At 63.8% G+C, this 13,152-nt stretch carries 13 protein-coding genes (1 of these 13 only partly in view); 9 read left to right on the forward strand and 4 right to left on the reverse strand.

Annotated elements, in window-relative coordinates; genetic code table 11:
- The first annotated feature begins 315 nt into the window (after positions 1–315).
- Entirely contained in the window at positions 316–855 is a 540-nt protein-coding gene (locus BUB09_RS16000) for a DUF4142 domain-containing protein (protein WP_072899350.1), read from the forward strand.
- A 59-nt stretch (positions 856–914) separates the two neighbouring features.
- Here the strand turns inward: BUB09_RS16000 and BUB09_RS16005 are convergent, their stop codons facing one another.
- From BUB09_RS16005 to BUB09_RS16015, 3 genes are read right to left on the reverse strand one after another with little or no spacing between them, the layout of a single operon-like run.
- Complete coding sequence (locus BUB09_RS16005; RefSeq protein WP_072899352.1) at positions 915–2,156, reverse strand: dihydrolipoamide acetyltransferase family protein; 1,242 nt, start codon at positions 2,154–2,156, stop codon at positions 915–917.
- A gap of 1 nt (position 2,157) precedes the next feature.
- The gene (locus tag BUB09_RS16010) at positions 2,158–3,171 is read right to left on the reverse strand and encodes an alpha-ketoacid dehydrogenase subunit beta (protein ID WP_072899353.1); all 1,014 of its coding nucleotides are present in this window, start codon (positions 3,169–3,171) and stop codon (positions 2,158–2,160) included.
- A gap of 3 nt (positions 3,172–3,174) precedes the next feature.
- Entirely contained in the window at positions 3,175–4,404 is a 1,230-nt protein-coding gene (locus BUB09_RS16015; RefSeq protein WP_084083516.1) for a thiamine pyrophosphate-dependent enzyme, read from the reverse strand.
- Positions 4,405–4,532: 128 nt separating this feature from the next.
- Here BUB09_RS16015 and BUB09_RS16020 point away from each other — a divergent pair, with 128 nt between their 5' ends.
- Positions 4,533–5,015, forward strand: a complete 483-nt coding sequence (locus BUB09_RS16020) for an Lrp/AsnC family transcriptional regulator (RefSeq protein WP_072899355.1) — start codon at positions 4,533–4,535, stop codon at positions 5,013–5,015.
- Between the two features lie 33 nt (positions 5,016–5,048).
- Here BUB09_RS16020 and BUB09_RS16025 read toward each other — a convergent pair whose 3' ends face one another.
- Positions 5,049–6,374: an MFS transporter gene (locus tag BUB09_RS16025; RefSeq protein ID WP_072899356.1), complete on the reverse strand. Its 1,326-nt coding sequence runs from the start codon at positions 6,372–6,374 to the stop codon at positions 5,049–5,051.
- 151 nt (positions 6,375–6,525) lie between these two features.
- Between BUB09_RS16025 and cyoA the strand changes: the two genes are divergently transcribed.
- The 7 genes in view from cyoA to BUB09_RS16060 are tightly spaced (at most 45 nt apart) and all read left to right on the forward strand, a layout consistent with a single transcriptional unit that may run on beyond the window.
- The gene (gene cyoA, locus BUB09_RS16030) at positions 6,526–7,596 is read left to right on the forward strand and encodes a ubiquinol oxidase subunit II (RefSeq protein ID WP_084083518.1); all 1,071 of its coding nucleotides are present in this window, start codon (positions 6,526–6,528) and stop codon (positions 7,594–7,596) included.
- Positions 7,597–7,641: 45 nt separating this feature from the next.
- Positions 7,642–9,648: a cytochrome o ubiquinol oxidase subunit I gene (cyoB, locus tag BUB09_RS16035; protein WP_072899359.1), complete on the forward strand. Its 2,007-nt coding sequence runs from the start codon at positions 7,642–7,644 to the stop codon at positions 9,646–9,648.
- Positions 9,649–9,651: 3 nt separating this feature from the next.
- Complete coding sequence (cyoC, locus tag BUB09_RS16040; RefSeq protein ID WP_072899360.1) at positions 9,652–10,284, forward strand: cytochrome o ubiquinol oxidase subunit III; 633 nt, start codon at positions 9,652–9,654, stop codon at positions 10,282–10,284.
- A complete protein-coding gene (gene cyoD, locus BUB09_RS16045) occupies positions 10,281–10,694 on the forward strand; it encodes a cytochrome o ubiquinol oxidase subunit IV (protein WP_072899362.1) in 414 nt (137 codons plus the stop codon). The genes cyoC and cyoD overlap by 4 nt, the downstream gene beginning before the upstream one ends.
- Positions 10,694–11,464 carry an SURF1 family protein gene (locus BUB09_RS16050; RefSeq protein ID WP_072899363.1) on the forward strand — a complete coding sequence of 257 codons (771 nt, stop codon included), beginning with the start codon at positions 10,694–10,696 and terminating at the stop codon, positions 11,462–11,464. The genes cyoD and BUB09_RS16050 overlap by 1 nt, the downstream gene beginning before the upstream one ends.
- A gap of 41 nt (positions 11,465–11,505) precedes the next feature.
- Positions 11,506–12,849 carry an ATP-binding protein gene (locus BUB09_RS16055; RefSeq protein WP_072899422.1) on the forward strand — a complete coding sequence of 448 codons (1,344 nt, stop codon included), beginning with the start codon at positions 11,506–11,508 and terminating at the stop codon, positions 12,847–12,849.
- Positions 12,846–13,152: the 5' portion of a response regulator transcription factor gene (locus BUB09_RS16060; RefSeq protein WP_072899364.1), read on the forward strand. Its footprint extends 233 nt past the window's final position; only the first 307 of its 540 coding nucleotides appear in the window; its start codon is at positions 12,846–12,848; its stop codon lies off the right edge, out of view. The genes BUB09_RS16055 and BUB09_RS16060 overlap by 4 nt, the downstream gene beginning before the upstream one ends.

Raw genomic sequence — 13,152 nt, forward strand, 5'->3', positions numbered from 1 at the left:
ATGCTGGGCGATCCGAGTTGTCACGTCATGCGGAGTCTTCGCCGCGTGATGTCCAGCACGCTGGTTCCGGATGGCACTGCTGTCATCCTTCAGTCGTGGTCCGGCGCCGAGCGCCGGTGGGCCTGAACCGCGCAGCACGCGGCGTCGTCGGTGGGGCTGCGTGCAGATTGCAGCCGTTGTCGCCCGGGCGATGGTTGCAGCGTTGGCGACGACCGCAGGTCATTGGGCTCTTGTGTCGGGCTATCGGGCCGTGCCGATCGAACGCGGGCACGGCGCTTGCGGATCTGTGGGGCTCCTGCAACCTGGAGCCACGATATGAAGACCTTGAAGACCCTGGCCGCTGCATCGCTGATGTGTTTGCCCTATGCAGCGGCAACCGCTGCGGAGCCGATGAAGCCGTCGGGCGTGATGGAGGCGATGATGTCGAACGATCAGAAGGATTTTTTTGAAACGGCGGCATCGGCCAATCTGTTCGAAATCGAAGCCGGCAAGCTGGCGCAGACCAAGGCGACTGACCCGGCGCTACAGACCTTTGGTGCGCAGATGGTCAAGGACCACACCGAAGCCAGCGCCAAGCTGGCGGCCTTGGCGTCGACCAAGAGCGTGCCACTACCGACGGCGATGCTGAAGCGGCACCAGTCGATGTACGACGCGCTGGCCAAGGACAAGGCCGGCAAGGACTTTGACGAAGATTTTCGCAACAAGATGGTGATGAGCCACAAGGAAGCCGTGTCCTTGTTCGACCAGACCGCCCAGAAGGCGAAGGACCCTGAGGTCAAGGCGTTTGCCGCGATGATGCTGCCGAAGCTGCAGATGCATGGCAGCGCGGCAATGGAGTTGAACGAAGGGCACTAGGCCTTCGCGACGACAGCGGCGCGGTGATGCGCCGCTGTCGTTGCTGCTGGATGTCGCCGTCAGTCGATGAACAGCGTTGCCGGATGTTCGAGTCGCCCGCGTATCGCCTGGATAAAGCTGGCTGCATCCCAGCCATCGACGATGCGGTGATCGAAAGAGGACGACAGGTTCATCATCAAACGCGGTAACACGCTGCCGTTGCGGATCATCGGTCGCTCGACCATTTTATTGACGCCGACGATCGCCACTTCGGGAGCATTGATGACCGGCGTCGTCGTGATGCCGCCCATCGGACCGAGACTGGTGATCGTGATCGTCGATCCGCTGAGTTCGTCGCGGCGTGCTTTGCCGCTACGCGCTGCCTCGGCCAGTCGGCGAATCTCGGCCGCCATGGCCCACAAGTCGAGTTGCTGCGCATCGCGTAACACCGGTACGACCAGACCCTGTGGAGTTTGCGTCGCGATACCGACATGGACGGCGCGATGCTGATGCAGCACGCCCGCTTCGTCGTCGTAGCGGGAATTGATTTGCGGAAAGTCCTTGCGGACCTGTACCAGCGCCTTGATCAGAAACGGCAGCAGCGTCAGCTTGCCTCGTGCGGCACCGTGTTGCTGGTTCAGATGCTGTCGCAAGCTTTCGAGTTCGGTGACGTCGAGTTCTTCGACATAGCTGAAGTGCGGGACGCGTTGCATCGTGCGCTGCATCGTTTCCGCGATGCGGCGTCGCAAGCCGACGATGCGGATCGATTCCACGTCGCCGGTCGTGGCTGGTGTCGGTGATGGGCGGGTGTCGACCCTGTCGTGTCGATCGTCGCCGCCAGCCACTGGAAGATCGTCGAGCCGGATGCGACCACGCGGCCCGCTGCCGCGGATCTGGGCGAGATCGATCCCAAGCTCACGCGCCCGCTTGCGTACGGCTGGCGAGGTCTGCGGTCGATCGGCATCGCGCTGCGGATCGGCCGGGCTGTGGGCCGACGGGGCGGGGATGCCGCTCGCCTGCGGCAGAGACATTGTCGCATTCGTCTGGCCCGATACGTCGGCCGCTGCCGTATCGCCGGCAAAGTCGGTTTCAATTTCGACCAGCACGCCGCCGACGGCGATCTTGTCGCCGACCGCGCCGCGCAATGCGACGACGACGCCAGCCACCGGCGAGGGAATTTCGACGGCCGCCTTGTCGGTCAGCATGTCGACCAGCGCTTGGTCTTCGCTGACCTGCTGACCGGTGGTCACGCGCCACGCGGCGATCTCGCATTCGGCGATGCCTTCGCCGATGTCGGGCAGCTTGAATTGATAAAGCGCCATATCAAGCCTCCAGCGTGCGTTGCAGGGCTTTGATCACGCGGGCCGGCCCGGGGAAATACGCCCATTCGAGCGCATGCGGGTAGGGCGTATCCCAGCCGGTGACGCGCTCGATCGGTGCCTCCAGGCACCAGAAGCAATGCTCCTGGACGACGGCGACCAGTTCGGCACCAAAGCCGCAGGTTCGCGTCGCTTCGTGGACGACGATGCAGCGCCCCGTTTTGCTGACCGACTCGACGATCGTGTCCAGATCCAGTGGCAGCAGCGAGCGCAGGTCGATCACTTCGGCGTCGATGCCCGCTTCGGCCACGGCGGCGAGGCAGACGTGAACCATCGTGCCGTAGCTGAGCACGGTAATGCGTCGGCCGGGCCGCACGATCGCCGCCTTGCCGAGCGGGATGCGGTAGTAGTCGTCCGGTACTTCGCCCATCGGGTGCTTGGCCCAGGGCGTCAGCGGCCGATCGTGGTGGCCGTCGAACGGGCCGTTGTAGATACGCTTGGGTTCGAAGAACACGACGGGATCGTCGTCTTCGATCGCCGCAATCAGCAGCCCCTTGGCGTCGTAGGGATTCGACGGTACGACGGTCTTCAGTCCGCAGACGTGGGTGAAAATGCTCTCCGGGCTCTGGCTATGCGTCTGCCCGCCGAAGATGCCGCCGCCCGACGGCGCGCGCACCGTCAGTGGTGCATGAAACTCGCCGCCGCTGCGGTAGCGTAGCCGCGCGGCTTCGGATACCAGCTGGTCGAAAGCCGGGTAGATGTAGTCGGCGAACTGGATTTCGGCCACCGGCCGCAAACCGTAGACGCCCATGCCGATGGCCGTACCCATGATGCCGGCCTCGGAAATCGGGGAATCGAACACCCGATGATGTCCATACTTCTTCTGCAGCCCGGCCGTGCAGCGGAAGACGCCGCCGAAATAGCCGACGTCCTCGCCAAACACGACGACGCTGTCGTCGCGCTGCATCATCGTGTCGAGCGCCGAGTTGATCGCCTGGATCATGTTCATCGCGGACATGGCTCAACCCTCCCGCATCTGCTGGCGCTGCCGCAGCAGATGCGGCGGCACTTCCTTGAACACGTCTTCGAACATCGAGTCGGGGTCGTGCTCGCTGGTGCCGAGCAGCCCGTGGCTCTCGGCTTCTTTCAGCGTGGTCTTGACCAGGTCGTCGAGTTCGCTCGCCAGCGCGTCGTGCTGTTGTTCGGTCCAGTGTCCGGTAGCGATCAAGTGCTGCTTGAGCCGCTCGATCGGATCGCCGAGCGGCCATTGCGCGGCCTCGGCTTGCGGACGGTACGCCGACGGATCGTCGCTGGTGCTGTGCGGCGCGGCGCGGTAGGTGACCAGTTCGATCAGTGTCGGCCCCAGGTTGCGCCGCGCACGCTCGGCGGCCCAGCGGGTGACCGCGTGTACGGCCAGAAAGTCGTTGCCGTCGACGCGCAGGCCGGGAATGCCGAAACCCAGTGCGCGGGCAGCGAAGGTTGCGCGTTCACCGCCGGCAATGCCCTGGAACGAAGAAATCGCCCACTGGTTGTTGACCACGTTCAGCAGCACCGGCGCCTGGTAGACGCTGGCAAACGTCAGCGCATGGTGAAAGTCACCTTCGGCCGTGGTGCCATCACCGACCCATGCGGCAGCAATGCGGGTGTCACCGCGGATCGCCGATGCCATCGCCCAGCCGACCGCTTGCGGAAACTGCGTGCCGAGGTTGCCGGATATCGAAAAGAAGTTGGACGCGCGCGATGAGTACATCACCGGCAGCTGGCGTCCCTTGAGCCGGTCGCGGCGGTTGTTCAGGACCTGGCACATCATGTCGAGCAGGGAATGGTCGCGGGCGATCAGCAGGCCCTGCTGGCGATAGCTGGGGAACAGCATGTCGCCGCTGTCCAGCGCCATTGCTTGCGCGACGGCCACGGCCTCTTCGCCGGTGCACTTCATGTAGAAACTGGTCTTGCCCTGACGCTGCAGCCGGACCATGCGTTCGTCGTAGGTGCGGGTCAGCAGCATCGCGCGCAGCCCGCGCAGCAGGTGATCGGTGTCCAACGTGGGTGCCCAGTCGCCGACGGCGTTATGAGCATCGTCGAGCACGCGGATCAGTTCGTACGGGTAACGGCGCAGCACCGACTCGTCGCTGTCGATGGCCGGGCGGGGTACCGCCCCGGCCGCCGACAATGGGACACCACTGAAGTCCGGTACCTGGCCGGGCCGGGCCTTGGGTTCGGGAATATGCAGCGACAGCGGCAGCTGGCTCATGGCGCTCCTCCCGCAGGCTCGGTTGGCCTGCATGTCGAGCCCAGTGTAGGCCGGTCGCTGCGGAACAGGATTCCTTTGTTCTAGGATTCGGCGCGATACGGGAAACAATATTTCGCGGAGAGCCCAATATGAGCGAAGACGTTCCGGCGCTGGACGCACTCGACGTGCGCATCCTGCAGTCGCTGCAGTCGGATGACGCGCTACCGGTCGCGGAATTGGCCGAGCGCGTGTCCTCGTCCAAGACCGTGGTTTGGCGCCGCATCCAGAGAATGGAGCAGTTGGGGGTGATTCGGGCCCGGGTCGCGCTGCTGGATCACCGCAAGGTGGGGCTGCCGATCATGATCTTCGCCCACGTCAAAATGACCCGGCACGATCGCGACGTGCTGCCGAAGTTCATCGAGGCGATCCAGCTGCTGCCGCAAGTGGTCGAGTGCCATACGCTGATGGGTACGGTCGACTTTCTGCTGAAGATCGTGATCGCCAGCTTGGGCGAGTACGAACACTTCGTCTGGCAGAAGCTGTCGCAGATCGACGGCGTGCGGGAAATCAGCTCGTCGATTTCGCTGAGCCAAAGCGTCTATACGACGCAGTTGCCGCTACGCGCCGGCTGAGCCGCCAGCGCGTGTGGCGATACAGGGCGAAGATCAGTCGTGCCGCAGCTCTTCGAGGCTGCGGTTGATACGCAGCGCCAGCAGCGTGCCGATCGCACCTGACAGCATGTACAGGCCGACGTAGCCGACGCCGAAGCGCGAGGTGATGCCGAGCGCGACCAGCGGCGCGAAGCCGGCGCCGATCAGCCATCCCAGGTCGGAAGTAAGCAGCGCGCCGCTGTAGCGGAAGCGCGGGGCGAAGCTGGAATTCACGGCGCCCGCGGCCTGCGCATGAGAGAAGCCGAGCAGCGCGAAGCCGACCAGAATGAACAGATAGGCGCCAGTGTTGGTGCCGTGCGAAAACACCGGCAGCATGCCGACCAGGCTGAAGATCGCAATCAGCACCGCGCCGACGCCGAGCGTCGTGCGCCGGCCGATCCGGTCGGCGACCAATCCCGAGATCAGCATGGTCACGATCGCGATCGCCGCGCCGGCCATCTGCACCAGCAGATATTCGAAGACCGATTCCTGGGTAAACAGCGTGACCCACGACAGCGGGAACACCGTGACCATGTGGAACAGCGCGTAGCTGGCCAGCGGGGCGAAGGCGCCCAACAGGATGTTCGCGCCTTGGGTCTTGAGCAGCTCGCCAACCGGTGAGGGCACCAGTTCGCGGGTCTTCAGCAGCTCGGAGAACTCCGGCGTCGCCACCAGGCGAAGCCGGGCGAACAAGGCCACGACGTTGATCGCGAACGCGACGTAGAACGGATAGCGCCAGCCCCAGGTGTTGAAGTCGGCGGGTGCCAGGCTGGTGTACAGATAGGCGAACAGGCCGGCGGCCAGCAAGAAGCCAAGCGGCGCGCCCAGCTGGGGGATCATCGCGTACCAGCCACGCTTCTTTTCCGGCGCGTTCAGCGCCAGCAGCGACGGCAGGCCGTCCCAGCTGCCGCCCAGGGCGATGCCCTGGCCGATACGAAACAAGGCCAGCAGCACGATCGAGTAGTGGCCGATGTCGTCGTAGCGCGGCAGGAACGCGATACCGGCCGTCGAAGTGCCGAGCATGAACAGCGCGATCGTCAGCTTGCTGCCGCGGCCGTACCAGTCGTAGATCAGGCGGAACAGCGCCGAGCCGACCGGGCGGGCGACGAACGCCAGCGAGAAGATCGCGAACGAATACAAGGTGGCATCGAGCGGCTGGGCGAACGGGAAGCACACCGCCGGGAACACCAGCACCGACGCCAGGCCGAACACGAAGAAGTCGAAGAACTCCGACAGGCGACCGATGACGACGCCGATCGCGATCTCGCTCGGATGAACCCGGTGCGCGCCGTGGGCGCCGGCAGCCGAGTTGACTTGGGATTCGGGGTGGGCGGTGGACATGCTGCTGTAGGCCTCTGCGTAGGGTGGCGCACTGTACCGGCCTGCACCTTCGCACGGCCGGACCCGGACGACGATAGGACAAAACGTCCAATCGCGCGCAGGGAGGCGTCTCCTTACAGTCGCTACTCCCAAAGACCCGATGCGATTGGCCATGCTCGTCAGAATGCTGCCCAAACTGCTCCTTCCCGTACTGGCCCTGCTGCTGGCCGGCTGCGAAACCGTGGTCATGAGCCCGTCGGGCGACGTCGCGGTCCAGCAACGCAACCTGATCGTTGCTTCGACGATCCTGATGCTGCTGATCATCGTGCCGGTCATCGCGCTGACGCTGTTCTTTGCCTGGCGCTACCGCGCGTCGAACACCGACGCTCCCTACGACCCGGAGTGGAACCACTCGACCGCCCTTGAGCTGGTGATCTGGTCGGCGCCACTGCTGATCATCATCGCGCTCGGTGCGCTGACCTGGATCGGCACGCACACGCTGGATCCGTACCGCCCGCTGGATCGGATCGAAGCGGGTCGTCCGCTGGCGCCCGACGCCAAGACGCTGAAGGTGCAGGTCGTCGCGATGGATTGGAAGTGGCTGTTCCTCTATCCCGACTACGGCGTCGCCAGCGTCAACGAGCTGGCCGCACCGGTCGACATGCCGATTCAGTTCCAGATCACGGCGTCGACGGTGATGAACTCATTCTTCATCCCGGCGCTCGCGGGCCAGATCTACGCGATGCCCGGCATGCAGACCGAACTCAACGCGGTGATCAACCGCGCGGGCGACTTCGAAGGCTTCTCGGCCAACTACAGCGGCGCGGGCTTCTCCGGCATGCGCTTCCGCTTCAAGGCACTCGATGCGGCCGGCTTCGACGCGTGGATCGCCAAGGCGCGTGCCGAAGGCGGCTCGCTGCAGCGCGAAGACTATCTGCAGCTTGAAAAGCCCAGCGAGCGCGACCCAGTGCGCTGGTACGCCAACGTCCCGGCCGACTTGTACCCGGCCATCCTGAACATGTGTGTCGAGAAGACCAAGATGTGCATGAGCGAGATGATGGCCATCGACGCCAACGGCGGCATGGGCAAGGAAGGCTTGTTCAATGTGTCGCACTTGATCTACGACCAGCCGCGTGCGCGCGGAGCGCACGCCACGATCAAGGGCAAGGATTACGTGTCCGCACTGTGCCCCGTTCCGGGCGCCCCCGCACCGAGCGAGCACGCTGCTCGCCTGGCTCCTTAAGCCGGACTGCCCGGCAACTCCTACGCAACGCCGCGAGAACCGACGATGCACGAAGAACGTTCACAACTGATGCAGACCTTGTTCGGTCGCCTGAGTCTTGAGGCGATCCCGTACCACGAGCCGATCCTGCTGGCGACGTTTGCCGTTGCAGCGCTGCTCGGCGGCAGCCTGTTCGGCTACGTCACGTATCAGCGCAAATGGGGTTATCTGTACCGCGAGTGGTTCTGCAGCATCGACCACAAGAAGATCGGCATCATGTACATGGTGCTTGGCATCGTGATGCTGATTCGCGGCTTTGCCGACGCGATCATGATGCGCTTGCAGCAGGCGATCGCGTTCGGCGATGCGGCCGGTTATTTGCCGCCGCATCACTACGACCAGATCTTCACGGCCCACGGCGTGATCATGATCTTCTTCGTTGCGATGCCGCTGATCACCGGCTTGATGAACTACATCGTGCCGCTGCAGATCGGCGCACGTGACGTTGCGTTCCCGTTCCTGAACAACTTCAGCTTCTGGATGACCTCGGCCGGTGCCGCGCTGGTCATGGTGTCGCTGTTCATCGGTGAATTCGCCAAGACTGGCTGGCTTGCATACCCACCGCTGTCGGGTGTCGCGTACAGCCCGGACGTCGGCGTCGACTACTACATATGGTCGCTACAGATCGCCGGCGTCGGAACCTTGCTATCGGGCGTCAACCTGCTGGCGACGATCGTCAAGATGCGCGCGCCCGGCATGACGCTGATGAAGATGCCGATCTTCACGTGGACCGCGCTGTGCACCAACGTGCTGATCGTCGCCGCGTTCCCGGTGCTGACCGCCGTGTTGGTGCTGCTGTCGCTGGACCGCTATGTCGGCACCGCGTTCTTCACGAACGACTTCGGCGGCAACCCGATGATGTACGTGAACCTGATCTGGATCTGGGGTCACCCAGAGGTCTACATCCTGATCCTGCCGGTGTTCGGCGTGTTCTCCGAGGTGGTGTCGACGTTCTCGCGCAAGCGTCTGTTCGGCTACGCGTCGATGGTCTACGCCACGGTCGTGATCACTATCCTGTCGTACCTGGTGTGGCTGCACCACTTCTTCACGATGGGCTCGGGTGCCAGCGTCAATTCGTTCTTCGGCATCACGACGATGATCATCTCGATCCCGACCGGCGCGAAGATCTTCAACTGGCTGTTCACAATGTACCGTGGCCGCATCCAGTTCGAAGTGCCGATGCTGTGGACGATCGGCTTCATGGTGACCTTCGTCGTCGGTGGTATGACCGGCGTGCTGCTGGCGGTGCCGCCGGCTGACTTCGTGCTGCACAACAGCCTGTTCCTGATCGCGCACTTCCATAACGTGATCATCGGCGGCGTCGTGTTCGGCGTGTTTGCCGGCATCAACTTCTGGTTCCCGAAGGCCACCGGCTTCAAGCTCGATCCGTTCTGGGGCAAGACCTCGTTCTGGTTCTGGTTCGTTGGCTTCTGGTTCGCGTTCATGCCGCTGTACGTGCTCGGCCTGATGGGCGTCACCCGCCGCCTCAGCCACTTCGACGACCCGAGCCTGCAGATCTGGTTCCAGATCGCGGCCTTCGGCGCCGTGCTGATCCTGTTCGGTATCGTCGCCTTCCTGGTGCAGATCTACGTCAGCATCCGTGACCGCGAGAAACTGCGCGATCACACGGGCGACCCATGGGGCGGCCGCACGCTGGAATGGAGCACCTCGTCGCCGCCGCCGGACTACAACTTCGCGTTCACGCCGGTCGTACGTGAGCAGGACGCCTGGTGGGACATGAAGGCGCGTGGTCACCAGCGTCCGCTGCAGGGCTACCTGCCGATCCATATGCCCAAGAGCACCGGCGCTGGGCTGCTGCTGGCTGGCTTGAGCGCGGTGTGCGGCTTCGCGTTCATCTGGCACATCTGGTGGCTCGTGGTGGCGTCGTTCGTCGCGCTGATCGGTTCGGCGATCGCGCACACGTTCAACTACAACCGCGACTTCTACATCCCGGCCGACGTGGTGACCCGCGTCGAAAACGAACGCACGCGCCTGTTGGCGCAGCAGGGCTGATCCATGGCACATAGCGCAACTCAGGCTCTCGGCACCGCCGACACGAGCGGTTTCTATGACCTCAGAGGCGAGCATCATCCCGAGAACGGGACGATGCTCGGCTTCTGGCTGTACTTGATGAGCGACTGCTTGGTCTTCGCCGTACTGTTTGCGATGTACGGCGTCGTCGGCGGCAGCTACGCGGCGGGTCCGAGCCCCAAGGACCTGTTCGACTTGCCGCTGGTCGCCGTCAATACCTCGATGCTGCTGTTCTCGTCGATCACCTACGGCTTTGCGATGCTGGAAATGCAGCGCAACCGGCAGAGCGCGACGCTGCTGTGGCTGGCGGTAACCGGGCTGTTCGGCGTGGCGTTTGTCAGCCTCGAAATCTATGAGTTCCTGCACTTGATTCACGAGGGCGCCGGCCCGCAGCGCAGCGCGTTCCTGTCGGCGTTCTTCACGCTGGTCGGCACTCACGGCCTGCACGTCAGCTTCGGCATCATCTGGCTGATCACGCTGATGGTGCAGGTGACGCGCCGCGGCCTCAGCGTCGAGAACCGTCGCCGGCTGAACTGCCTGAGCCTGTTCTGGCACTTCCTCGACGTGGTATGGATCGGCGTGTTTACCTTTGTCTATCTGATGGGAGTGCTGCGATGAGCGCTGCTGCTGACCACGATGCACATCACGCGGACGAACGCCACGTCCACAGTCACGACCATGGCCATGATGACGGCGCGGGCCACGGGACGTTTAAGGGCTACATGACCGGCTTCGTGCTGTCGGTGATCCTGACGGCGATCCCGTTCTGGCTGGTTATGGGCGGCGTGTTCGACAACAAGCAAACCACCACGCTGTTGATTCTGGCGTTTGGTGCCGTGCAGATTCTGGTGCACATGGTTTACTTCCTGCACATGAACACCAGCTCCGAAGGCGGCTGGAACATGCTGGCGCTGATCTTCACCGTGGTATTGGTCGTGATCACGCTGAGTGGCTCGCTGTGGGTGATGTACCACATGAACACCAACATGATGCCGATGTCGGTGCATGACATGCGCAACATGCCCTAATGAGCGCCAAGGCCCGTCACGATGCAGCGCCGCGATCACGGTCCGTGCTGTTCGTGCTGGGCCTGCTGTGCATTTCGTTGATGGCCGGGCTGCTGTACCTAGCCACCTGGCAAGTGCAGCGTCGCGCTTGGAAGCTCGACCTGATCGCCCGAGTCGAGCAGCGGGTTTCGGCAGCCTCAGTGCCCCTGCCGGACGGTACGTCCGCGCGCCGCGATGACGAATATCTAAAGGTCGTCGTCGACGGTCGATGGCTCCGTGACCGAGAGGTCCGCGTGCAAGCGGTGACCGTCAAAGGCCCCGGCTTTTGGGTGATGACGCCGCTGCAGGTGCCGGACGGCCGCCTGGTGCTCGTCAACAGGGGCTTCGTCACGCCGCAATGGTCGGCAGCAGCCGAGCAGCCCGCGTCGATCGATGCGGACGCGCCCGTCCGAGTCACCGGGCTGCTGCGGCTCAGCGAGCCGGGCGGCGGGTTTCTGCGCGACAACGATGCCGGCGCCCAGCGCTGGTACTCGCGCGACGTTCAGGCCATCGCCTCAGCCCAGGGGCTTCCCCTGGACAAGCTCAGTCCCTGGTTCGTCGATGCCGATGCCCGCACCAGTCCGTCGGCTGATCCGGCGCTGGGACCGGTTGGCGGGCTGACGGTGCTGCGCTTTCACAATAGCCATCTCGTCTATGCGATCACCTGGTATACGCTGGCGCTGATGGTGGCTGCTGCCGGTTGGATGGTCGGCCGCCAGGAATGGAGCCTGCGCCGCCGGTTGCCGAGCTGAGTCGCGGCTGCCGGGGCTCGTCACTCGAGGTCACTGGTCCGATGTCCACCGAAGCGTCGACTGCAAGTGTCAGCGCGAATGCCAAGCCGCTGATGCGGCTCAGTGGCGGCACGGTTGGCCAGCAGAACATGCTGCAGCTGATCCAGCTGCGGTGGCTCGCGGTGAGCGGGCAGGTGCTGACGATCCTGTTCGTCTCGCTGGTGTACCGGATCGAGCTGCCGCTGCTGCCGATGGCAGCCGTGCTGTGCTTCCTGGTTGGCCTGAATCTGTTCAGCTTGTATCGGCCGCGCCCGGGCGGCGACATCCGCAATGGGTCGCTGATGCTGGCGCTGTTGCTCGACATCTTGTCGCTGACCGCATTGCTGTACATGAGCGGGGGCGCGACCAATCCCTTCGTATTCTTGTACCTGTTGCAGGTGACGCTGGCCGCTGTGCTGCTCGAGGCCTGGTCAACGTGGGTGCTGGTGGTCGTCACCAGCCTATGTTTCCTCGGGCTGACCCGCTTCTTCATCCCGCTCGACGTGCCCGCATCCCACCCGAGCACGCTGTTCGATCTGCATATCCTCGGCATGCTGATCTGCTTCGTGCTCGACGCGGGCTTGCTGGTCGTGTTCGTCACGCGAATCAACGCGATCCTTCGCAGGCGCGATGCACGTCTTGCCGACCTGCGCCAGCGCGCAGCCGAAGAGGACCACATCGTCCGGATGGGACTGCTGGCATCCGGTGCCGCACACGAGCTGGGCACGCCGCTGGCCACGCTGTCGGTGATTCTGGGCGATTGGAAGCGGATGGCCGTGTTCCGTGAGCGGCCTGAGCTGCTCGATGAGATCGCCGATATGCAGGCTGAAGTGCAGCGCTGCAAGACGATCGTCACCGGCGTGCTGATGGCGGCGGGCGAGGCGAGGGGCGAATCGCTCGCGGTGACGAACATACCGGGCTTCCTCGATGAGCTGGTCCAGGAATGGCGCAGCACGCGTCCGGTCGGCAGCTTCGAATACGACTACGATCGCAAGTCGGTCGATGAGAGCTTTTTGATCGTGTCCGACTCGGCGCTCAAGCAAGTCATTCATACGGTGATGGACAACGCATTCGAGAGCTCGCCCGAATGGGTCGGCCTGTCGGCCTGGTGTCGGGACGACGTACTCTCGCTATGTGTCCGGGATCGCGGGCCCGGATTTCGGCCGGACATGCTGGCGCAGATCGGTAAGCCCTATAACTCGACCAAGGCGAGACCGGGAAGCGGATTGGGCTTGTTTCTGGTCGTCAACGTGGTTCGCAAACTCGGCGGCAACGTCAACGTCGAAAATGCCTTCATCGGCGGAGGCGCCATCGTGACGCTTGAACTGCCGCTGTCGTCGCTGTCGATCGAGCGCCGGCAGTCATGAGTACCGAAACCGAGCGCTTGTTGTTGATCGTCGAGGACGACGAGGCGTTTGCCAGGACGCTGAAGCGCTCGTTCGAGCGCCGCGACTACACCGTCGTGGTCGCCTCCAGCGCCAAGGAAGTGCAGCAGCGACTCGGCGAGCGCACACCGGCGTTTGCTGTCGTCGACTTGAAGCTTGGGGCCGAGTCCGGCCTGAGCGTCGTCAACCTGCTGCACCAGCACGACAGCCAGATGCTGATCGTCGTACTCACTGGCTTTGCCAGCATCGCCACCGCGGTTGAGGCGATCAAGCTCGGTGCCTGCA

It is taken from the genome of Hydrocarboniphaga daqingensis, from assembly GCF_900129825.1.
GTDB classification, from domain to species: Bacteria; Pseudomonadota; Gammaproteobacteria; order Nevskiales; family Nevskiaceae; genus Hydrocarboniphaga; species Hydrocarboniphaga daqingensis.